General features: G+C 66.5%; 17 protein-coding genes and 1 riboswitch. Of the genes, 6 read left to right on the top strand and 11 right to left on the bottom strand.

The genetic code is table 11. The annotated features are described in order from the left end of the window. Window positions 1-48: 48 nt before the first annotated feature. Window positions 49-1,449, bottom strand: coding sequence for a serine hydrolase domain-containing protein (locus ACZK1G_RS17040; RefSeq protein ID WP_075676850.1), 1,401 nt, complete (start codon window positions 1,447-1,449; stop codon window positions 49-51). 284 nt (window positions 1,450-1,733) lie between these two features. Here ACZK1G_RS17040 and ACZK1G_RS17035 point away from each other — a divergent pair, with 284 nt between their 5' ends. Continuing rightward, on the top strand, window positions 1,734-3,062 hold the full coding sequence (locus ACZK1G_RS17035; protein WP_101766439.1) for an NTP/NDP exchange transporter: 1,329 nt from the start codon (window positions 1,734-1,736) through the stop codon (window positions 3,060-3,062). Between the two features lie 30 nt (window positions 3,063-3,092). Further along, window positions 3,093-3,443: a DUF1304 domain-containing protein gene (locus ACZK1G_RS17030; RefSeq protein ID WP_101765938.1), complete on the top strand. Its 351-nt coding sequence runs from the start codon at window positions 3,093-3,095 to the stop codon at window positions 3,441-3,443. A gap of 477 nt (window positions 3,444-3,920) precedes the next feature. Here the strand turns inward: ACZK1G_RS17030 and ACZK1G_RS17025 are convergent, their stop codons facing one another. The 3 genes from ACZK1G_RS17025 to ACZK1G_RS17015 all read right to left on the bottom strand — a co-directional run bounded on the left by ACZK1G_RS17025 (window position 3,921) and on the right by ACZK1G_RS17015 (window position 7,855). After that, window positions 3,921-4,388 (bottom strand): hotdog fold domain-containing protein, encoded by a 468-nt coding sequence (locus tag ACZK1G_RS17025; protein ID WP_101765937.1) that lies wholly within the window; start codon window positions 4,386-4,388, stop codon window positions 3,921-3,923. A 75-nt stretch (window positions 4,389-4,463) separates the two neighbouring features. Next, on the bottom strand, window positions 4,464-6,941 hold the full coding sequence (locus ACZK1G_RS17020; protein WP_014038165.1) for an acyl-CoA dehydrogenase: 2,478 nt from the start codon (window positions 6,939-6,941) through the stop codon (window positions 4,464-4,466). Then, window positions 6,938-7,855: an alpha/beta fold hydrolase gene (locus tag ACZK1G_RS17015; RefSeq protein ID WP_014038164.1), complete on the bottom strand. Its 918-nt coding sequence runs from the start codon at window positions 7,853-7,855 to the stop codon at window positions 6,938-6,940. The genes ACZK1G_RS17020 and ACZK1G_RS17015 overlap by 4 nt, the downstream gene beginning before the upstream one ends. Before the next feature lie 153 nt (window positions 7,856-8,008). Between ACZK1G_RS17015 and ACZK1G_RS17010 the strand changes: the two genes are divergently transcribed. Then, complete coding sequence (locus tag ACZK1G_RS17010) at window positions 8,009-8,611, top strand: TetR/AcrR family transcriptional regulator (RefSeq protein WP_005418411.1); 603 nt, start codon at window positions 8,009-8,011, stop codon at window positions 8,609-8,611. A 140-nt stretch (window positions 8,612-8,751) separates the two neighbouring features. On the opposite strand, the gene ACZK1G_RS17005 is transcribed toward ACZK1G_RS17010, so the two are convergent. From ACZK1G_RS17005 to hslO, 3 genes are all read right to left on the bottom strand, one after another. Beyond that, window positions 8,752-11,640, bottom strand: a complete 2,889-nt coding sequence (locus ACZK1G_RS17005) for a TonB-dependent receptor domain-containing protein (protein ID WP_049442991.1) — start codon at window positions 11,638-11,640, stop codon at window positions 8,752-8,754. A 385-nt stretch (window positions 11,641-12,025) separates the two neighbouring features. Beyond that, entirely contained in the window at window positions 12,026-12,874 is an 849-nt protein-coding gene (locus tag ACZK1G_RS17000) for an XOO1806 family protein (RefSeq protein WP_014038162.1), read from the bottom strand. Between the two features lie 116 nt (window positions 12,875-12,990). Continuing rightward, window positions 12,991-13,884, bottom strand: a complete 894-nt coding sequence (gene hslO, locus ACZK1G_RS16995) for an Hsp33 family molecular chaperone HslO (protein ID WP_049442992.1) — start codon at window positions 13,882-13,884, stop codon at window positions 12,991-12,993. Window positions 13,885-13,961: 77 nt separating this feature from the next. Between hslO and mtgA the strand changes: the two genes are divergently transcribed. The 3 genes from mtgA to ACZK1G_RS16980 all read left to right on the top strand — a co-directional run bounded on the left by mtgA (window position 13,962) and on the right by ACZK1G_RS16980 (window position 16,186). Further along, window positions 13,962-14,711, top strand: a complete 750-nt coding sequence (gene mtgA / locus ACZK1G_RS16990) for a monofunctional biosynthetic peptidoglycan transglycosylase (RefSeq protein WP_014038160.1) — start codon at window positions 13,962-13,964, stop codon at window positions 14,709-14,711. A gap of 64 nt (window positions 14,712-14,775) precedes the next feature. Continuing rightward, window positions 14,776-15,795: a glycosyltransferase family 2 protein gene (locus ACZK1G_RS16985; protein ID WP_101765936.1), complete on the top strand. Its 1,020-nt coding sequence runs from the start codon at window positions 14,776-14,778 to the stop codon at window positions 15,793-15,795. Then, on the top strand, window positions 15,755-16,186 hold the full coding sequence (locus ACZK1G_RS16980) for a CBS domain-containing protein (protein WP_014038158.1): 432 nt from the start codon (window positions 15,755-15,757) through the stop codon (window positions 16,184-16,186). The genes ACZK1G_RS16985 and ACZK1G_RS16980 overlap by 41 nt, the downstream gene beginning before the upstream one ends. 488 nt (window positions 16,187-16,674) lie before the next feature. Here the strand turns inward: ACZK1G_RS16980 and ACZK1G_RS16975 are convergent, their stop codons facing one another. The 4 genes from ACZK1G_RS16975 to ACZK1G_RS16960 all read right to left on the bottom strand — a co-directional run bounded on the left by ACZK1G_RS16975 (window position 16,675) and on the right by ACZK1G_RS16960 (window position 22,100). Further along, window positions 16,675-18,648, bottom strand: a complete 1,974-nt coding sequence (locus ACZK1G_RS16975; RefSeq protein WP_049442994.1) for an AsmA family protein — start codon at window positions 18,646-18,648, stop codon at window positions 16,675-16,677. A gap of 80 nt (window positions 18,649-18,728) precedes the next feature. Continuing rightward, entirely contained in the window at window positions 18,729-19,367 is a 639-nt protein-coding gene (gene trhA, locus ACZK1G_RS16970) for a PAQR family membrane homeostasis protein TrhA (RefSeq protein ID WP_014038156.1), read from the bottom strand. Window positions 19,368-19,544: 177 nt separating this feature from the next. Beyond that, entirely contained in the window at window positions 19,545-21,149 is a 1,605-nt protein-coding gene (locus ACZK1G_RS16965; protein WP_014038155.1) for a peptide chain release factor 3, read from the bottom strand. A gap of 66 nt (window positions 21,150-21,215) precedes the next feature. Next, complete coding sequence (locus ACZK1G_RS16960; protein ID WP_197659453.1) at window positions 21,216-22,100, bottom strand: M23 family metallopeptidase; 885 nt, start codon at window positions 22,098-22,100, stop codon at window positions 21,216-21,218. Between the two features lie 148 nt (window positions 22,101-22,248). Next, a riboswitch (SAM riboswitch) is annotated at window positions 22,249-22,367 on the top strand. Window positions 22,368-22,388 lie beyond the last annotated feature (21 nt).

Genomic DNA, 22,388 nt, shown 5'->3' with positions numbered 1-22,388 from the left:
AGGGCGGCCCGCAGGCCGCCCTTCATGCTCACTGTCGAGCCCGGCTGATCAGCGCGGCGAAGCCACCGCGCGATTGCCCGAGGCGCCCTTGCCCTTGCGCTTGTCCTGCTGCGCCGGGCTGGCGCCCTCGGCCATCAGGTTGTCGCTGCCGAAGTCAGTGTCCACGTCCAGCCAGCGCTGCGCCGGCAGGCCGAGCGCGGAGTCGAGCACGGTCGGCAGCAGGCCGCTGGGCAGGCCGCTTTCGCCATTCCAGAGGATGGCGATGCCGAGATCGCGTTCCGGCACCAGTGCGACCAGGCCGCGATAGCCCTGCACGGCACCGGCATGGAACACCACGTCGTGGCCGGCGTAGTCGAAGGTACGCCAGCCCAGTGCGTAGCCGGCCGAATGCAGGCGCTCGCGGCGCCAGCCCGAACGCATCTCGCCGGGGGTGTTGATCAGGCTCGAATGCAGGGTGGCCAGCAGGGGGGCCGGCAGTACGTCGGGGCGATGGCCGGTGTGGGCCAGCAGCCACTGCGCCATGTCGCTGGCGCTGGCGTTGACGCCGGCCGCCGGAGCAACGCGGTAGTAGGTCGGCTTCGGCGTCAGCGAAACCCAGCCGTTACGGCTGCGCACGTGTGGGCGCGCCCAGCGCGAGCTGGCCTGGATGCCGGCCAGGCCGAGGCTGGCATCGTTCATGCCCAGTGGCTTGAAGATGCGGCGCTCGACCGACTGCTCGTAGAAGCTGCCGGAGGCCGCATAGACGACGTCGCCGATCAGGCTGAAGGCCACGTTCTGGTAGGCGTAGCAGTCGCCCGGCAGGCACTTCAGGCTGGTGTTGGCCAGCTTCTGGGTCAGCGAGTAGTACTCGGCGTTGCCTTCGATGTCGCGGTCGTAGGCGTTGTACGGCAGGCCGACGCGATGGCTGAGCACGTCGGCCACGGTCAGGCGATCGGTGGCTTCCGGCGAGTTCAAGCGGAAGCCCGGCACGTAATCGGTGACCTTGCTGTCCCAGCGCAGCGTGCCGTCGTTGACCAGCAGGCCGGCCATGGTGCCGGCGAAGGCCTTGGACAGCGAGGCCAGGCGGAACACGGTGTGCGCATCGACCGGCAGCGGGTTGTTGACGTCGGTGACGCCATAGCCGCGCGCGCTGAGGATGCGGCCGCCCTGCACGATCGCCACCGCCATGCCTGGCACGCGCTCGCCATAGGTCAGCTGCTGCGCCATCGATTCGATGTTGGCGACGTTGAAGCCAGCCGCCGGCGCCTGGACGTGCGGCACCAGGCCGGTGCGGTAGGCCGCAGGCTGGGTGTGGGCGACGGTGGGAGCCGTCGCGGATTCGATGTTGGTCGGCATCGGCGGCAATGCCGGCGGTGTCTGCGCGGTGGTGGACAAGGCAACGGGCATCAACATGCCCAGCAAACCGGTGGCCGCCGAACGGATCGGACGACGCAGGCTGTTCTTTTTCATCGGTTGGACCCGTGCGCGACTGCTGATGGCGATTCTAGCGCCGCTTTTCCCCTGTGCACAAACAAAGCGAAGATGAATGCGCATCTTGTTGAAAAAGTTGGAATTTTGACGCCCCGAAAGTGTGTATCGGAACGTGTCATCCCGGCCGGTCGTCGTGCCCATCCGCAGGCGCGGGGGCGCGTCACGCTGGCGATGTTGCGGTGCATTGGCTAACGTACGCGCTTCACTGCCCCGGAGCCTGCCATGCTGCTGTCCAACCGCCGTCTGTGGGCGAGGGGCGCTGCGTGAGCGCTGCACCGGGCAAGGGGCCGCTGCGAGGCCTGACGGCGGCGCTGCGCGAGTCGCCGGCGCTGTGGTGGTCGTTCCTGTACTTCTTCTGCCTGCTCAGCGGCTACTACGTGCTGCGCCCGGTGCGTGAGGCCATGGCCGCCTCGGCGGACCTGGAAACGGTGTTCCCGCCCGTGCTGATCGCCTGGTTCGCCAGCCACGGCGTCGCGTTGAAGGACTTCGTCCTGCAGTTCCTGTTCTCCTGCGTGTTCGTGATCATGCTGGCGCTGCAGCCGGTGTACGGCTGGCTGGTCAGCCGCTTCCCGCGGCGGGTGTTCCTGCCGGCGGTGTATGGCTTCTTCATCGTCACCCTGCTGGGGTTCTACGTGCTGTTCGACAGCGGCATACCCGGCCGGGGCATGGCCTTCTTCTTCTGGGTCATGGTGTTCAACCTGTTTGCGGTGGCGGTGTTCTGGAGCTTCATGGCCGATGTGTTCTCCAATGCGCAGGCGCGTGCCTACTACGGCTACATCGGCGCCGCCGGTACCCTCGGTGCCTTCCTGGGCCCGTTGATCACCAGTGCGCTGGTGCAGCGCGTGGGCATCGCCAACCTGATGCTGGTCTCGGCAGGGTTCCTGGTCGTGTGCCTGCTGTGCATCTGGCGGCTGCGTCACTGGGCGGTGCTGCGCGAGCGCGAACAGCAACTGGTCTCCGGCGAGCAGCCGATGGGCGGCAGCGTGCTCGACGGCCTGAAACTGATCGTGCGCGAGCCGCTGCTGCGTTGGCTGGCGGTGATGGTGGTGTTCGGCGTGGGCGTCGGCACGCTGCTGTACAACCAGCAGGCCAGCATCGTGCGCGCGTCCTTCACCGACCCGGCGGCCAGTACCGCGTTCTTCTCGCGCATCGATCTGGCAGTGAATGCATTGGCGCTGCTGATGCAGGTGGGCCTGACCCGCTGGCTGTTGTCACGCCATGGCATCGCGCCGGCGCTGCTGATTCCCGGGTTCGCGATCCTGATCGGCTTCTCGGTGCTGGCAGCCTCGCCGATGCCGTTGATGGTCGCAGTGGTGCAGGTGATGACCCGCGCCAGCGAGTTCGCACTGGCCAAGCCGGCACGCGAGACGATCTACACGCGCGTGGACCGGCAGTGGCGCTACAAGGCCGGCGCGGCGATCGATACCGTGGTGTACCGCGGCGCGGACCTGGGTTTCACCTGGGGCCACAAGGCGCTGACCCTGTTCGGTTCGCACGTGGTGTTCATCGGCGGCGTGCTGGTGGCCGGCTTCATGACCCTGGCTGCGTTCGGCGTGCTGCGCGAAGAAAAGAAACTGCCGCGCGACCGCTGACGCGGCCCCATCTTCCCGAGGAGAGAAACGATGTCGCTGATCGCGCTGCTGCTGACCGTACTGGTCGCGGTGCTTCACCTGTACTTCCTGGTGCTGGAGATGTTCCTGTGGACCCGCCCGCTGGGCCTGAAGACCTTCCGCAACACGCCGGAGAAGGCCGAGACCACGCGCGTGCTGGCGGCCAACCAGGGCCTGTACAACGGCTTCCTGGCGGCGGGCATCGTGGTGGGGCTGGTGATCGAGCAACCGGTGCTGGTGACGTTCTCGCTGGCCTGCGTGGTGGTGGCCGGGTGCTATGGCGCCTACAGCGTGAGCCGCCGCATTTTCATGATCCAGGCGGTGCCTGCGATCCTGGCGTTGGTGTTTCGCGCGGTAGCGTAGTTTCCAGCCAACGGCGCAGCCCCTCGTGGGTTGGTCGCGTGGAGCTTGTCATGGGGTTGGCCGGGCGGGTTGGGTTCGCGGGGGACGCCGCAAGTACGTCCCTGTGGGCTTGGCCGCGGCATCCATGCCGCGGACACCCCCGCGAACCCAACCCGCCCGGCCCCTGACAGTTTCCGTGCGCGGCCAGCCCACGGAGAAGAAAAAGAAGATCAAGAGCAACAGCAACAGCAACAGCAAAAAGCGGCCGGTGGGCCGCTTTTGCTGTTGCTCTTCTTTTTTCTCTTCCGTGGCTGGACGCCGCAGTGATCTGTCCGAGGCCGGAGGGGTGGGGCCGGGCGGGGTATCCGCGCCATGGATGGCGCGGCTAAGCCTACAGGGACGTACTTGCGGCGTCCCCGCATGGACCCATCCCTCCGGCCCAACCGATAAACCGCTTTCGCCGTCCACCCACGAGGGGCTGCGCCGTTCGCGGGAACCTCACTTCGCCGGCGACATCCACATGTCGATGACCGCGCTGAACACCTCGTTGCCCGCACGGTCGCGCACGCTCACTGTCACCGGCAGCGCATAGCCCTCGGCCGCGACGACAATCGGCTGTGCCGGCAGCGCCACCGCCTGCAGCGTGCCGCGTGCCTTGGCCAGGTACTGCACCTGCATCCCCTTCGGGATCCAACGCATGCCCTTTGGCAGCGACGCGTCGACCATCAACCCGGCGGTCAGTTCGGCCAGGTTGCACATCGCGATCGCGTGCACCGTGCCGATGTGGTTGCGCACCCTGCGGCGGTCGGCCAGCGTGCCTTCGCAGCGGCCGTGCTCCAGGCGGGTGATGCGCGGCGCGATGCTGGCGAAGTAGGGCGCCTTGAAGCACACCGCGCGCGAGAACAGCCAGTTGCCCGCGGGCCAGCGCTGCAGGCGGTGGTAGAGCGAGAGCAGGGGCGTGGACATGAGGGGTATTCCGGTCGGCGGATAAAGCGACGGCGGGCCGAGGCCCGCCGTCGAGGCAGCGCGTTTCGCGGGCGATCAGGCGGCCTGCGAATGCGGATCCTTGTGCTGGCGGTCGTAGTAGCTGGCCGCGCGCAGTTCGTGGGTGTCGAAGTCGTCCACGGTGATGGTGTCCAGGGTCAGCGTACGCAGCTCTTCCAGCAGGCTGCGCTCGTCCTGGGTGATCACGCCCTCGGCCACGGCTTCGTCCAGCTGCGCCTTGAAGTCCAGCGCCTCGATGCCCTTGCTCTTCAGTGCCTTCAGGAACTTGCGCTCCACCGGCTCGGCCATGATCGCCTTGCTCAGGTAGCTGTTGATGCGGCCGCCCGGGTTGTTCTCGCACGGGGTCAGGAACACGCCACTGGCCAGACGGTCGCGGGCTTCATTCGGCGCCATCAGCAGGGCGGCGACACGGCGGCTCAGGCGATCTCCCGGAGCCTCGGCGCGACGGCCCAGCGGGAAGATCAGCGCCCACATCAGCCAGCCGATCGGACGGATCGGAAAGTTGCGCAGTGCGGCCGACAGCGACTCTTCGATCTTGTGCACGCTGTCATGGAAGGCCCACGCCAGCAGCGGCTGGTCGGCCTGCGGTGCGCCTTCGTCGTGGTAGCGCTTGAGCATGGCGCTGGTCATGTAGACGTGGCTCAGCACATCGCCCAGGCGGCCGGACAGCGATTCCTTGAACTTCAGCTTGCCGCCGAGGGTCATCATCGAGATGTCGGCCATCAGCGCCAGGTTGGCCGAGTAGCGGTCCAGCTTGCGGAAGTAGCGGCGGGTATAGGCATCGCCCGGGGCGGCACCGAAGCGCGCGCCGGTCAGGCCGAACCAGAACGAACGCACGGCATTGGAGATGCCGAAGCGGATGTGGCCGAACAGGCTGCGGTCGAAGTCCTGCAGGCCGGCACGGGTATCCGGATCCTGCGCGGCCTTCATTTCCTTCAGCACCCACGGGTGGCAGAGGATCGCACCCTGGCCGAAGATCAGCAGGCTGCGGGTCATGATGTTGGCGCCTTCCACGGTGATCGCGATCGGCGCGGCCTGCCAGCTGCGGCCGGCGAAGTTGCGCGGCCCCAGGATGATGCCCTTGCCGCCGATCACGTCCATCATGTCCGAGATCACTTCGCGACTCATGTTGGTGCAGTGATACTTGGCGATCGCCGACGGCACCGACGGCACGTCACCACGATCGACCGCGGCGGCGGTGGCCTGCGACAGTGCGCTGATCTTGTAGGCCTTGCCGCCGATGCGGGCCAGCGCTTCTTCCACGCCCTCGAAGCGGCCGACCGACAGGCCGAACTGCTTGCGGATGCGCGCATAGGCGCCGGTCACCGCAGCACCGGCCTTGGCACCGCCGCTGGCGGTGGACGGCAGGGTGATCGAGCGACCCACGGCCAGGCACTCGTTGAGCATGTTCCAGCCCTTGCCGGCCATGGCAGCGCCACCGATCAGCTGGGTCAGCGGGATGAACACGTCCTTGCCGCGGATCGGACCGTTCTGGAAGGTCGAGTTCAGCGGGAAGTGGCGACGGCCGATTTCAACGCCGGCGGTGTCGCGCGGCAGCAGGCCCAGGGTGATGCCGATGTCGCGGGTTTCGCCGATCAGGCCATCCGGGTCGTACATGCGGAAGGCCAGGCCGATCAGCGAAGCGACCGGGGCCAGGGTGATGTAGCGCTTGTCGAAGGTCAGCTTGACGCCGAGCACCTGCTCGCCGTTCCACTCGCCCTTGCAGACGATGCCGTAGTCCGGGATCGAGGTGGCGTCGGAGCCGGCGAACGGACCGGTCAGGCCGAAGCAGGGAACTTCGCGGCCATCGGCCAGGCGCGGCAGGTACTGGTCCTTCTGTTCCTGGGTGCCGTAATGCACCAGCAGTTCACCCGGGCCCAGCGAGTTGGGCACGCCGACGGTGGAGCTGACCACCGAGGACACCGAGGCCAGCTTCTGGATGACCTTGTGGTGAGCCAGCGCGGAGAAGCCCAGGCCGCCATATTCCTTCGGGATGATCATGCCGAAGAACTTGTTCTTCTTGATGAAGGCCCACAGTTCCGGCGGCAGGTCGGCGTGGACATGGGTGATTTCCCAGTCGTTGACCATCGTGCACAGCTCTTCCACCGGGCCATCAAGGAAGGCCTGTTCTTCGGCGGTCAGCTGCGGCTTGGGATAGTTCAGCAGGATGTTCCAGTCCGGATCACCGGTGAACAGTTCGCCCTCGAAACCGACCGAACCGGTTTCCAGCGCGATGCGCTCGGTCTGCGACAGCGGCGGCAGCACCTTGCGGAACACCTTCATCATCGGGCCGGTCAGCAGCGGCTTGCGGATGAACGGCAGCAGCAGCGGCACGGCGATGACGGCCAACACAGCGGCCGCGACGATCGTGGCGGTCTGGTTGACGTAGGGAATGAACCAGCAGGCGGCCAGCAGGGCCACGCTGATCAGCGTCCAGGTAACCAGCCGCATGCGGTGGTAGGCGACGAACGCGCCTGCCAGCAGCAGGGCGAGGAAGGGAAGAACGATGCTCATGAGCGTGCTCCGGTGACGTGCTCGTTTGTGGCGGACGAAGCCGCAGCGTCCGCTGCGGGCAACACGTCCAGATAGTCCAACACAGTAGCGGTAAAGGCGTCGTTGTCATCGCCGGCGACCATGTGCGTGGCCTGCGGCAGCTGTACATGGCGCGCATGCGGCGCCAACGCCAGGAATTCGGCCACGGTCTGCGGCGTGACCAGGTCACTGCGTCCGCCGCTGACCAGCAGCAGCGGGCACTTCACCTGGCGCGCGGCCTCGGCCAGCGCATCCTGGTGCTGTTCGCTGTCGCGGGCCAGCTCGGCCACCAGGCGCGGGTCCCAATGCCAGCGCCAGCGGCCGTGGCCGTCCTCGCGCAGCAGGGCACGCAGCGACTGCTCGGATTTGCGCGGACGGTGCGGCATGTACGCCGAGATCACGTCGGCGGCCTGGGTCAGCGAGGCGAAGCCGTCGGGATGGGCGGTCATGAAGGCCAGGATGCGCTCGACGCCGGCCGTGTCCCAGCGCGGGGTGATGTCGACCAGCACCATCGCCGAGAACAGGCCCGGCCAGCGTGATTCGGCCAGCAGGCCGAACAGCCCGCCCATCGATGCTGCAACCAGTACCGGCGGGCGCGGCTGCTCGCCGGCCAGCACGATCAGGTCATCGGCGAACTGTTCGCCGTGATAGGGCAGGTCGGCGGCATTCCAGTCCGAATCGCCGTGGCCGCGGGCGTCATAGGCCAGCGTCTGCAGGCCGGCCGCGTTCAGTGCGCGGGCGGTGGCATTCCAGGCGTGGCGGGTCTGGCCGAAGCCATGCGCGAACAGCACCCGGCCGCGCCGGCCATGGTCGCTGGCGGTGGCTGCCAGGCGGGCGCCATGGGCGGCGTCCAGGCGCAGGTCATGGAACGCAGCGGGAGGTGGGGACGTAACCATACTTGCTAGTATGGATCGCTTCGGGGGGAAGTCAATACTGCACGGTATGGTGCGCTGCGGAACGCGCCTGAATTGACCCTCCCGAGGGATCTGCGACGGTTTCGACCGCAACCGCGTACTGCAACGAACCCCGGCGTATGGTTAAATCAGCCCATGAATCAACCTGACGCTTCCGCCGGCGAACCGCGCGCCGGCCGCAACAGCCGCCTGAGTGCCGAAGACTGGGCCCAGGCGGCCCTCGATCTGATTGCTGAACAAGGTGTCGGCGCCGTCGCGGTGGAGCCGCTGGCACGGCGGCTCGGCGTCACCAAGGGCAGTTTCTATTGGCATTTCCCTTCGCGCGATGCCTTGCTGCAGGCGGCGCTGGAACGCTGGGAACTGTTCGAACAGGAACAGGTGTTCGGCAGCCTGGAAGACGTGCCGGATCCGCGCGTGCGCCTGCGCCAGCTGTTCCAGATGGTGGCGCATGAAGTGCAGCCGCACATCATCTACAGCGAGCTGCTGAAGGCACTGGATCATCCGATGGTGCGGCCGGTGATCGACCGCGTCTCGCAGCGCCGCCTTGATTATCTGGTCGCCTCGTTCCGCCAGGCCGGGCTCAGCTCGACCGATGCGCGTCATCGCGCACGTCTTGCCTACGCCGCCTATGTCGGCTTCCTGCAGTTGTCGTTGCAGCTGCAGCAACCCAAGCAGGCGCGCGAGGATTTCGAGGCGTACGTCGAGCATCTGATCGAGACGCTGATTCCGAACGGATGAGCGCCAGGGAATGATGTCGAAGCAAGGCCGCGGCGATGCCGCGGCCTTTTTTGTTGCGCGCTGGCCAGCTGTTTCCATGCGGCACAAAGAACAACGGCCCCTTGCGGGGCCGTTGCTGCATCAGCTGATCAGGCTGCCGATCAGAACTTCTGCTTGTACTGCATGTACATGAAGCGACCGATGTCGTAACCACCGTAGTAGGAGTACTGCGAGTTCGGTGCCGAGTACATCTGCGGGCCGTAATGGTCGAACACGTTACGCGCGCCCACGGCGATGGTTGCATTCCACGGTGCGTTCCAGGAGACCTGGACGTCGTGGAAGGTGGTGGCGCCACGGCGGTTCATCGGCTGGTTGCGTGCCGGATCCGGCGAGCCGAAGTCAGGCAGGCTGCACTCGGTCGAGAAGTAGCACTGTTCCTTCACGCTGGAGAAGTAACGGGTACCCCAGGTGATGCCCCAATCGCCATATTCCCAGCCCAGCACCAGGTTCGAACGCAGGCGGAAGTTGCTGCTGAAGCCATTGAGCACCGACACCGGAACCGACTCGGCATTGGTGGTCTTCAGCACGTTCTTGCTGACGTAGGTGTTCTGCAGGTTGGCGTTGAAGCTGCCCCAGCTGCTGGTTTCGAAGCGATAGGCCACATCGAAGTCGAAGCCTTCGGTTTCCTGGTAACCGGCATTACGCGGTGCGTACGTCAGGTTCGTCACGATGCCGCGGGTTGCGTCGCGGGTGAACGAGTTGCAGCGGTCGGCGATGCCGAGCACGTAGCAGTCGTTGAGCTGGGTGGTCGGATCGTCGGTGACGATGGTGTTGGTGATCTTGATGTTCCACCAGTCCAGGCTCATGTTCAGGCCCTGGGCGAAGGTCGGGCTCCACACCAGGCCGACGGTCTTGGACTTGGACTTTTCCGGAGTCAGGTTCGGGTTGGAGACGGCGTTGAACGGCACCGGGCTCTGCTCATCCTGGCCTTCCGCCGGGACGTAACCCTGCTTCAGCTGGCGGAAATTCGGGGCCAGTGCGCCCAGGGCGGCGGCGCAACGCTGGGCGGTGGCCGGATCGCTGGCAGCCAGACCGAAATCGGTATCGCACGGATCGGTGAAGTAGGCGAAGGTCTGCGAGCTGCCGCCGTACAGGTTGTCGATGGTCGGCGCGCGGAAGCCTTCGGCGTAGGTTGCACGCACCAGCAGCTGGTCGATCGGCTTCCACTTCAGGCCGAACTTGTTGTTGGTGGTGTTGCCGAAGGTGTTGTACTTCGAGTAGCGCGATGCGGCGTTGAAGCTCAGTTCCTTGGCACCCGGCAGGTCAGCCAGGATCGGAACGTTCAGCTCCAGATAGACTTCGTTGACGTTGTAGCCACCACCGGTCGGGCCGGCGGCCAGATCGGTCGAGTAGCCCGACTGCGACAGCGCATCCGGAACGTAGGTGCCCTTGTCTTCGCGGTACTCGTAACCCAGTGCGAAGCCCAGGTCGCCGGCGGGCAGGGTGAACAGGCTGCCGGCGATGTTCGCGTAGTAGGTCTTGGTGGTGACTTCACCGGTGTTCTTGGTGGTCGGGAACAGGAACTGCTGCAGGGCAGGATTGCCGGTCAGGCCGCCGTCGCCGGTACGTCCGTACGGAATGGCCGGATTCCACGGAATGCAGCCGCCCGGGCCCGGGCCATAGATCGGGTTGGTGCCTGCGGCCAGGCCGGCGGCTGTGCCGCACTCGACGCGGCCGGTGGCCGGGTTGAGGAACGACGCACCGGTGGCCTGGGTGACCGCCAGCATGTTGTAGTTGCCGGTCTGGGTCTGCAGGTTCTCCGAATTCTGGTAGATGTAGCCGGCTTCCCAGTCGAAGTACTTGTCATTGAACTGGAAGCTGCCCTGCAGGGCGCCAGTGAAGCGGAAGGTGGTCAGCTTGTTGGTCGACAGGCGCGGCACTTCCCAGCCACGGCGGATGAAGCCCATGTCGGTGCCGAACGGGTTGTAGTAGCTGTCCTGCGAGAGCACGGTACCCAGCTGGCGCTCGTAGTCGGCCGACTGCAGCGGATAACCGGCGACCTGGGCCTGCGACTCGCGACGGGTGTACAGCAGGTCGGAGACGAAGCGGATGTTGTCGGTCAGGTCGTACTGCACGTTTGCGAACACCGAGCGACGCTTGGTCGGCGTCAGCAGGTGCATCTGCTCGTTCGAGTTGCTGACGTCACCGGTGATCGGGGTGAGGTCGGTCTCGTGATAGGCGTTCGGATCGAACGGATTTCCGCCACGGTTCAGCGTCAGCAGCGGTGCTTCTTCATCATTCAGATCATAGAGCGCGCCCCACTGACTGACCGAGGTCCAACCGCGGTCGGGGTGGCGGTTGGTGCGCTGGGACTTACTGAACCAGCGATCCTTGGCCCAGACGGCCTTTTCTTCGGCGTATTCGGCGCCGATGGTGACCGAACCACGATCACCGGTGAAGCCGGCCACGAAGTCGAAGCTGCTCTTCTGGCCATCGCCTTCGCCGTACTGGCCGACGTAGGCATTGGCTTCCAGGCCCTGGAAGTTCTTGCGGGTGATGATGTTGATCACGCCGGCAATCGCGTCGGAGCCGTAGATCGACGAGGCGCCGTCCTTCAGCACGTCGATGCGTTCGACGATGGAGGACGGAATCTGCGACACGTCCTGCAGGCCACTGACGCTGGCGCCGAGGCGCTTGCCGTCGACCAGCACCAGCGTGCGTTCGGCACCGAGGTTGCGCAGGTCGATGTAGAAGCCACCGACGGCTTCACCGGAGGACAGCGGCTCGGAACGGCTGATGGCCGGGCTGCCGGCGGCAGAGATGTTCTGCAGGACGTCGGCAACCGTCTTGAAGCCGCTCTTCTCGATCGAAGCGCGGCTGATGCTCAGGACGGGCTGGGCGGTTTCGGTATCGACCTGACGGATGCGCGAACCGGTGACCTCGATACGGTCGAGGTTGGTGGCTTCCTGGGCGTGGGCCGTCGCGGTGGTGGCACCGGCGACAAGCGCGATCACAACTGCGTCACGCAGCTGGCTGGACTTGAGTTTCATTGGCTCTCTCTCTCTCCAAGAAATCTTGGCTGGGGTTAATGCCCGGCGGGGGAGCGAAAAAGCGCTCCCAAATCGCGAGGCTGACCCGATAGTAACGGGCGTTCGCCAAGAATTAAAGCTGTGTTAATCAAGTCTGTGATTTTGGTAAAAATGCGCTTTCTCCATGCCAATCAAAAGGTTGCTGGTATGGGCATGACGTTCTGCCTCGTTTGTTAACGCAGAATGATGAAAAAAGTTTCGATTGAAATGTATCTCACTATGTCGATGCGCACTGTTTCATCGCCCAGTGGCGATACCGATTACGTAAGTGCGTAGCAGGCATGCTTATGCAAAAGGCGCCTTTCGGCGCCTTTGGGAATATCGTTGCTGAGCCTGTTTACCGGGATCAGAGATCCTGTTCGTAACGCACATACGGCACGGTGCCGTCGTCGTTGCTTTCGTTGCGCGGGGAGAACGGATTCTTGCCGCGGCTGATCACATTCTCGGCGCCGACGGTGAGCTGGCCGGACCACGGGGTACGCCAGGTCAGGCCGATGCCCAGGCCTTCCCACTTGCCGGGCTTGCCCGGGACGTCGACCACGCGGCCGATGATGCTGCCGGTGAAGTTGCCGTAACCGGCGCCGATGCTCAGGCTCTTGCTGTCCCAGCGGTCGACGATGGCCGGCGAGGCGTCGGCCAGCGGAACCAGGCGCGCCTTGGCGTAGGTACCGGCAATGGAGACGAAGCCTTCGCGACCGATGTTCTTCTGCGCGAACACGGTCAGATCGTTCTGCTCGGCGCGCAGCGAGGGTGTCTTGTTCGGGCCCGACAACCAGGCGGGCAGGGTTTCACGGCCGGTGCCGGCGGTGATGCCAAGGCGGCTGTTGCCCCGGTTCAGCGCGGCGGTACCGCTGAAACGACGGCTGTTCAGATCATCCTCGTCGCCCAGGCTGGCCAGCATGCAATGGCTGGCCAGGCCGCTGATGCTGGTGCCGCTGCTGCTGTTGCAGAGCAGGCCCAGCGAATCGCCGGAGGACAGGCCAAAGGCCGCGTCCAGCGAATTGCGGCCGAAATGCCAGCGGGCGCCGGCTGCCTGTTCACCGGTCGGTTCCAGGTACAGCAGCGCCTCGACCTTGCCGCTGCCCTTGTTCCATACCGGCAGGACGGTGCGGGTGTCCTTGCTCTGCGCATGCACGCCCGTGATCGCGCCAAGGGCGATCAGCAGGGCCAGCGGTAGACGCAGGTAGGTACGCATCGGACCAGTTCAGACAGGGACGGACAACGGAAGTTCCCGTGGGGACGGGAACCTGATCCTAGGGTGTTTATGAATTCTTAACAAGCCTTGATCCTCCCCAGGTACAAGACTGCCGTTTACTGAAGTCGTTCAGGCGCCGGTACAACCCCCTGGGCGCCGTGGAACAGTATGCCGAACTCCGTCAATGGAAAGTGATACTCGCGCCCGCAGAATTCGCAACGCACCTCGACGGCGCCAGTGTCCTCGGCGGCCGCACGGGCCTCCTCTTCCCCCAGCGACTGCAGCATGCCGGCCACCCGCTCGCGCGAGCAGGAGCAGGCGAAGGACAGCGGCTTGTCGCCCAGCAGTTCCGGCCGCTCCTCGTGGAACAGGCGGTGCAGCAGCTGCTCGGCCGGGGTCGCCAGCAGCTCGGCCTTGCCCAGGGTCTCGAACAAGGCGCTGGCGCGGGCCCAGCCATCCTCGTCGCCTTCGTCGCCCGGCAGCTTCTGCAGCAGCAGGCCAGCGGCACCGTTGCGGTCGGCCGCCAGCAGCAGGCGGGTCGGCAGCTGCTCCGACTGGCGGAAGTAGTCCTCGAAGGCCTCGTCCAGTTCCGGCGCGGTCAGCGCGACCAGGCTCTGGTAGCGCTGCGGCTCGCGCGGGTCCAGGCCGGGGTTCTCGATGGTGATGGCCAGGATGGCGTCCTCGCCGAGGCTGGACAGGTCACGCGGCGCGTCGGCGCCTTCGCTGAGCTGGGCGATGCCGCGCAGGGTGCCGGCGGCGGTGCATTCGGCGAACAGGGTGCGCAGGGCGGTGCTGCTGCGCAGCTGCACCGACAGGCGGCCGTCGATCTTGGTGTGGCCGGTGAACAGTGCCGAGGCGACACAGGCCTCGCCGAGCAGCTCGGCAGCGGCGTCCGGGTACGCGGCGTGGGACAGGATTTCCTGCCAGGTGGCCTGCAGGCGCACATGCACGCCGCGGACGCCGGCGTCGGGGAGCAGGAAACGGATCAGGGAATCGGAGTTGGCGGTCATCGGCTCACATCGCGCGTAAACGGGGGCGGTTGCCGGATAATGCGCCGACAACCAGACAGAAGAAGGATGCACCAGTAATGGGGGCAGCGGGAGAGCAGCACAAGGTAGAGGCGGTGGTGGCCGCGCCGCGCCGGCGACGCTGGCGCTGGAAGCGGCTGCTGTGGCTGCCGGTGCTGCTGGCCGCCTTCAGCTGCCTGCAGGTGCTGGTGCTGCGGTTCATCGACCCGCCGGTGTCCACGGTGATGCTGTGGCGCTATGGCGAGGCGCTGGGCGAGGCCGACTGGTCCTATCGGCTGCATTACCAGTGGCGCGACCTCGACCAGATGGCCCCGAGCCTGCCGATCTCGCTGGTGGCGGCCGAGGACCAGCGCTTCCCCGACCACAATGGCTTCGACCTGCAGGCCATCGAAAAGGCCCGCGACCACAACGCCAGGGGCGGGCGCCTGCGCGGCGCCAGCACGATCAGCCAGCAGGTGGCCAAGAACCTGTTCCTGTGGCAGGGCCGCAGCTGGATCCGCAAGGGCCTGGAAGTCTGGTACACGGTGCTGATCGAGGCGCTGTGGCCGAAGGAGCGCATCCTGGAGATGTACGCCAACATCGCCGAATTCGGTGATGGTGTGTACGGCGCGCAGGCGGCAGCGCAGAAATACTGGGGCAAGGACGCGGCCCGGCTGAGCCCGGCCGAGAGCGCGCGACTGGCGGCGGTACTGCCGGCACCGCGACGCTACAACGCGGCCGCACCGGGGCCGTATGTGCAGCGGCGCGCCGCATGGATCCAGCGCCAGGCGCGCCAGCTGGGGGGCGCGTCATACCTGTCGGAGGACTGAGACAGGCGTGGCGTGATCGACAGGCGACGGGCCGTGCGCCCGGCGGGCAACGTACAATCCGGGCATGACCCGCGAACGGCTCACTTTTGTCATCGCCGCCTACAACGAGGCCCTGGCACTGCCGCTGCTGCATCCGCGGTTGTGCGCGGTGCTGGACGGCCTGCCCGACATCGACGGCCACATCCTCTATGTGGATGACGGCAGCCACGATCGCACCTGGGAGGTGATCGCCGGGCTGGCCCAGGCCGATGCGCGCGTCTCGGCGCTGAAGCTGTCGCGCAACTTCGGCAAGGAGGCGGCGCTGACCGCAGGCCTGGATCTGGTGCACGAGGGTGCTGCGATGATCCTCGATGCCGACGGCCAGGATCCGCCGGAGCTGGTGCCGCAGTTCGTCGCGCGCTGGCGCGAGGGCCATGACAATGTCTACGGCACGCGCATGGCCCGCGATGGCGAGGCCTGGATCAAGCGCGCCACGGCAGCGGTGTTCTATCGGGTGATGGGCCGCCTGTCGCGTACGCCGATTCCGGCTGATACCGGAGATTTCCGCCTGCTGTCGCCGCGCGCGCTGAGCGCCCTGCGCGGGATGCGTGAGCGCCACCGCTTCATGAAGGGGCTTTTCAGCTGGGTAGGCTTCAAGCGGATTGCCGTGCCCTATCACCGCCACGCGCGCGTGGCCGGCACCAGCAAATTCAGCCTGTGGCGGCTGTGGAATTTCGCCCTTGAAGGCATCACCGGGTTCTCGACCGTGCCGCTGCGAGCCGCCACCTACCTGGGCCTGGCAACCGCAGCGGTCGCGTTCGTGTTCGGCCTGTGGGTGATCGTGAAGGCGGCGCTGTATGGCGACCGGGTGGCGGGTTGGCCGACGATGATGGCGGTGATCCTGTTCCTGGGTGGGGTGCAGCTGATCGCGCTGGGCCTGATCGGCGAGTACCTGGGGCGGCTGTACGAAGAGTCCAAGCAGCGGCCGTTGTACCTGGTTGACGCGTGGCTAGCATCCGCCGTGGCAGACTCGGCCCTGCAACCCACCCTCGGAGGGCAGGCAGATGACGACGGTACGGCAACTGTTGGACGGCAAGTCTCCTGAAGTACATGCGGTCGCGCCGGATGCGGCGGTGATCGATGCGATCCGGTTGATGGCGGAAAAGGGCATCGGTGCGGTGCTGGTGATGGACGGGCCGCGGCTGGTCGGGATCCTGTCCGAGCGTGATTACGCGCGCAAGATCGTGCTGCGTGATCGTTCGTCGCGCGATACCGCGGTGGCGGAGATCATGACGGCGCAGGTGGTGACCGTGTCGCCGGGCGAGAAGGTGGAGCACTGCCTGCAACTGGTGACCGACTACCGCATCCGCCACTTGCCGGTGGTCGAGGGCGCGCAGGTGCTGGGGGTGATCTCCATCGGCGATCTGGTGAAGTCGGTGATCGATGCGCAGCGGCGCGAGCTGGACCAGCTGCAGCAGTACATCGTGGCAGGGTGAGTTGTTCGCTGGCGGGCCTGCGGCCCGCCGGCCCGCTTTTTGAAGCTCAAAGCCAAAGCCAAAGCCAAAGCAGCGCCTTCCTGATACGTCGGTAGGCTGAGGGCATGGGCGTGCAGGACACGCCGCAAGTACATCCCTGTAGGCTCGATGGCGCCATCCATGGCGCCAACGGTCCTGCACGCCCATGCCCTCAGCCTCTGGATACATTGCCGCGAGCGCGGTGAGCTTTGTCGCAGGCGATCTGCTTTTGGTAGCTGCCAACCTTGGTTGGCAACCGCTTTTGACTTTGCTTTTTTCTTTTGACTTTGAATTTCCGCTCTCGTTCCGCGCGCTGGAAACTGTCCGGAGCCGGAGCAAGGCGGCAGGCAGGACCGTGAGGCGCATGGATGCGCCGACCGAGCCTACAGGGACGTATTTACGGCGTGTCCTGCCTGTCGCCTTGCTCCGGCTCTACGCGCGGAAAAACGAGGCGCCGCGAACACCCGCTCCTACTTCGCATACTGCCCGCCGCAGTCGGCATCCTTGCCCGGCCCCAGTTCGATGGTCGCCAGCAATGCCGCCGGCGGGGCGATGCTGCCCAGTGCCAGAGCCACCGCGCCGCGGATGCCCAGCGCCTTGAAGTCCGGGCGGAACGACGGGTCCTTGAAGGTGCCGGCGATGTGCAATGGCGAGCGCAGCACCAGGATGCTTTTGTCCTTCGGGCGCGGTTTCAGCAGCAGGTCCAGGGTCTCATCGCGCAGGCTGACCGTACCCTCGCCGATGATGATCGTGTCGGTGGTATCCACCGCCAGCGCCTGGCTGGTCATCAGGCCGTCGCGCACGCCGAAGTCGGCGAAGGCGCAGCGCAGGGGGATCTGCTTGTCGCCGGTCACCAGGAATTTCAGCGACTCGGTGATATCCAGGCCGGCCAGCTCCATCACCAGGTTGCCGACATGGCCACGGCCCATCGCCAGGCCGACCTTGCCGTTGCTGCTGCCGAGCATCGCGGCGATCGAATTGCCGCGGCCACTCAGGTCCACCTCGCCGCCGATGCCGCCCTTGGCCTGTTCGGCCAGCTTGGCGTCGGGGAACAACTGGCCGAGCTGCACGCCGCGCACGCTGGCCTTCAGCGCGGTACTGATCTGCGGCTGGCGCGCGTCCATGCGGATCGTGCTGCGGATGTCGCCGCCGGCGACGCCGAAGTTCAGTGGGTCCAGCCGCAGCACGCCGTCATCCAGCAACAGGTGTGCATCCATGTCGTCAAGCGGCAACGAGGGCGCGTTGATGCGATGGGCCTTCCAGCGCACGTCGGCATCCATCGCACGCAGCTTGCCGAGGTTGTAGGGCGTGTCGGGCAGCACGCGCGCACGGGCAGCCACCCGTGCGGCCTCGGCCTTCTGCTGCGCATTGGCGGTTTCGCCGCCGCCGGTCTTCGGTGGCGCACCGACGAAGCCGGCCAGGTCATCGAAGTCCAGGCGTTTGGATTCCAGCGTGGCCGTCAGTCGCGGGCGCGCGCCGCCCACTTCGAACTGCAGGTTGCCGCCGAGGTCGCTGTCGCCGACCTTGCCGGTGAACTGCTCATAACGCCAGAGGTTGTGGTCACGCTTGAGCCGACCGTTCAACGCATAGGGCGGGGACGGCGGAATGGCGATGCCGAGCAAGGGGTAGAGGTCGGCCAGGTCCTGGCCGCTGAGCGCGAACTGCAGGTCGAACACACGCAGCTGGAAGGGGTTGGTCAATGTGCCGCTGGCGACGGCGTGGGTGGCGCCGGCGCGGCCGTCGAGGTGGATGCGGAACGGGTGGTCGCTGTCGGTCAGCTGCAGTGGAGATTCGGTGCCGCCGCGAAGGGTGAACGGATTGCCCTGCCAGTGCCCTTTACCCTGCACCAGCAGAGGCGGTGCGGCGTCGGCCTGCTTCGGCTGGCCGCTGCGCACGTCCACGCGGATATCGGTGCGGCCGAGCGCATCGAGGAACTGCAGGCGGCCGTCATCGATGCGCAGCCGTTTGAGCTGCGGGCTTGCCCCGCCGGCGCTGTCACCGAGGAAATCCCAGTTGCCCGGTTCGCCCTTGCGCGGGGCGGTTTCCAGCAGCACGTCCGGCCGGGTCAGGCGCACTTCGGGCAGCTGCACGCTGCCGCGCAGCAGGGGCCAGACCCGCACGTCGATCTCGACGCGGTCGGCGCTGGCCATGTTCGGCTGCTTCGCCCAGCCTGCATTGGCGAAGGTGATCGCATCGGCGCGGATCGTACTGGTACGGCCGAGGTCGACATCAAGGTTCCCGATGTGCAGCACACGGCCGGTACGCGCCTGCACGGCACGCTCGACCGGTCCCTTGAACCAGTTCCAGTCCCACAGGGCGATCAGCACCAGGATCGCCGCCAGCAGAAAGACCAGGGCGGTCAGCCAGCGTCGGCCACGTGGGCCGGGTCGACGGAGGCGCCAGCGCGAGGTGCGCGGCGCGGCGGGGGAGGCGGCGGCATTCACGCGGCCATGGTTGCTCCCTCATCGTGGACGGGGCGCGAAGCGTCCATGTGCGCGGTGTGCACGCACACATGGACTGGGATCTACAGCACCTGCATGGTGACCGCGACGAAGTGGCAGACGCTGCCACCGATCACGAACAGGTGCCAGATCGCATGCGAATAGGGGATCGATTCGCGGTGGTAGAAATAGGTGCCCAGCGTGTACGACAGGCCGCCGGCCAGCAGCCAGCCCAGCGTCCAGCCGTCGATCGAGGCCAGCATCGGCTTGACCGCCACGATCACCAGCCAGCCCATGGCCACGTAGATGGCGGTGGACAGGCGCTTGAAACGGCCGGTGTAGAACAGCTTGAACACCACGCCGGCCAGGGCCAGGGTCCAGATCGCGGCGAACAGGCCCCAGCCCCACGGGCCGCGCAGGCCGATCAGGGTGAATGGGGTGTAGGTGCCGGCGATCAGCACGTAGATCGCGCAGTGGTCGAACACCTTGAGCCGCCCCTTGGCGACCGGGTGCTGGATGGCGTGGTAGAGGGTGGAGGCGGTGTACAGCAGCAGCAGCGCGATGCCGAACACGATGGCACCGGCCAGCTGCCAGCCATCGCTGTAGATGGCGGCCAGGGTGATCAGCACCGCGCCGGCACCCAGCGCGAACACGGCACCGAGGCCGTGGGTCAGGGCGCTGGCGATTTCTTCGCGGATCGAAGCAACGGAAGTCGTGGACATGACGTAGGCATCGTTCGCGGGGAGGGGGACCCGCACCCCCCTATCATCGCCGCGATGGGCGACATGTGCACGCCCGTCACCGTATGGTCGGTGAATCCCTGTGTTGCGTGGATGAACCGCCCGCGACGGCTGGGGTCAGAGCTCTTTCCTGCCGGAAAGGGATCCGACCCCGTGGCATCAGCCTACCGAAACGGTATGCGCTGCTTCGCGGGTGGCCGAGAAGCGCACGTCCGGCGAGCGTTCCTGGGCCAGCTGCAGGTTGACCCGGGTCGGTGCCAGGTAGACCAGGTGGCCGGCCGCATCCAGCGCCAGGTTCAGCGCGTTCTTCTCGCGGAACTCTTCCAGCTTCTTCTCGTTGCTGCAGTGGACCCAACGCGCAGTGGTCACGCTGACCGGCTCGAAGGTGGCTTCCACACCGTACTCATCCTTCAGGCGGTAGGCGGCCACGTCGAACTGCAGCACGCCGACGGCACCCAGGATCAGGTCGTTGCTGGTGAGCGGGCGGAAGAACTGGGTCGCGCCTTCCTCGGACAGCTGGGCCAGGCCCTTCTGCAGCTGCTTGAGCTTGAGCGGATCGCGCAGGCGGGCGCGGCGGAACAGTTCCGGGGCGAAGTTGGGGATGCCGGTGAAGGTCACCGCTTCGCCTTCGGTGAAGGTGTCGCCGATGGAGATGGTGCCGTGGTTGTGGATACCGATCACATCGCCCGGCCACGCCTCGGCGGCGATCTCGCGGTCGCTGGCCATGAAGGTCAGCGCGTTGGCCAGCTTCATTTCCTTGCCGGTACGCACGTGGAAGGTCTTCATGCCAGCGCTGAAACGGCCCGAGCAGACCCGCATGAAGGCCACGCGGTCGCGGTGCTGCGGGTCCATGTTGGCCTGGATCTTGAACACGAAGCCGGTCAGCTTGTTTTCTTCCGGGGCGATCTCGCGGCCGGTGGTGGAGCGCGCCTGCGGCGACGGTGCGTGCTCGACGAAGAAGTCCAGCAGCGGCTGCACGCCGAAATTGTTCACGCCGGACCCGAAGAACACCGGGGTCTGCTTGCCGGCGCGGTAGGCGTCCAGGTCGAACGGGTGGCTGGCGCCCTGCACCAGTTCCAGTTCGTCGCGCAGGTCGGCCAGCATCTGTGCACCGATCTTCTCGGCCAGGCCCGGGGCATCGATGGACGGGAAGATGGTCGAGTCCTGGCGGGTGAAGTTGCGGCCCGGTTCGTACAGGTGCACTTCGCCGGTCAGCAGGTGGACCACGCCCTTCAGGCGCTGGCCCATGCCGATCGGCCAGGTGACCGGCGCGCACTGGATGCCGAGCACGGTTTCCACTTCATCCAGCAGCTCGATCGGGTCCTTGCCCTCGCGGTCGAGCTTGTTGATGAAGGTCATGATCGGGGTGTCGCGCAGGCGGCAGACTTCCATCAGCTTGATGGTGCGCTCTTCCACGCCCTTGGCCACGTCGATCACCATCAGCGCCGAGTCCACCGCGGTCAGCACGCGGTAGGTGTCTTCGCCGAAGTCGGCGTGGCCGGGGGTGTCGAGCAGGTTGACGATCTTGCCTTCGTACGGGAACTGCATCACCGAGGAGGTGACGGAGATGCCGCGCTCCTTTTCCAGCGCCATCCAGTCGGACGTGGCGTGGCGGGCGGCCTTGCGGCCCTTGACCGAACCGGCCATCTGGATCGCGCCTCCGAACAGCAGCAGCTTTTCGGTCAGCGTGGTCTTGCCGGCGTCAGGGTGGGAAATGATGGCGAAGGTGCGGCGACGCGACGCTTCGTTGGCGACTTCGGACATGGCAGTGGCGCCCGCCCGGGGCGCTTTTCAAAGAGATAAGCGCCCGATTATACCGGCCAGGGGCGGTCAGCGCCCGGTACCGCCTTCGGCCTCGCCCTGGCGGGCGAACTGCAGCTGGCCCTGCTCGGCGAAGATGCGCACCGGCACCGAGCGCAGGCCCATGCCGCGGTTGACCTGCACCACGAAGTGCAGGTGCGGGGCACTGCTGTAGCCGCTGTTGCCGGACAGGCCGATCGGCTGTCCGGCCCCTATCGCCTGGCCGCGACGCACGCGCATGCCGCCGGCCTGCAGGTGGCCGTACAGGGCCATGCTGCCGTCGCTGTGCAGCACGCGGATGAAGTTGGCGCGGGCACCATCGCGTTCGCGGTCCTGGCCGTTGCCACGGAAGCCATCCTGGATCTGCATCACCGTGCCCTCGCGCGCGGCCAGCACCAGGGTACCCTCCGGCAGCGCGAAGTCGACCGCGTCGCGGTTCTCCTCGTCGTCATGGCTGAAGCGTCCCTGCGGCGCCTGGTCCACGCGCAGGCGGGCCGCATCGAAAGGCAGGCGGTAGGCGATATCTTCGGCCTGTGCGGCCGGGTTGCCCGGCACCGACTGCAGACGCAGGTCCAGCGTGCGGCCATCGATCGGGGCGGTCAGGTGGCCGACCACCAGGCTGCTGTCGCCCTGGATCAGCGATTCGACCGGGAGGCCTTCGACCGGGTGTCCGGGGGCGGCGCGCAGCTGGATCTGCAGCGGCCCTGCCAGCCCGTTGTCGATCCGGGCCTGCCATTGCGTACCGACCGGCTGCAGGCGCAACTGGGCCATGGGGGCGGCGCCTCCGGCGCTGCCTGAGCGGGTTGCCGAGGCAGGCGAGGCAACCAGTCCCCAGCCCTGGCGCCAGTCGCCGGCGTGTGCGGTCGCGCTCGCCAGCAGAGGCAGCAGCAGGCAGGACAGGGGCAGGCGCGGCATCGGCGTTTCCAGCGAAAAGGACCGCCGGGACTGTAGCTGATCCTGAACGGGGCGACCGGGACCGCCCTCGCAGAGTGGATCTGAAAATATTCATCGCTTTATCCGCATGAAGGGATTGACAGTGCCGGAAAGGGCTGGCATCGTGGCCCCACCATCGAGACCGGCAGAGGGACAGGCCCTTTGAAGCCGGGGCAGCCCGCAGGCGCGCAAGCGTCTGCGTAGGTGCCAAATCCTGCGGGGACCGTGGCGTCCACCGAAAGATGGTTCGAACCATGCACCACACGTGCA

This window comes from Stenotrophomonas sp. 109824_Sma, assembly GCF_056480025.1.
The sequence above is the reverse complement of the archived record's forward strand: the minus strand, read 5'-3'. Positions and strand labels throughout refer to the sequence as shown.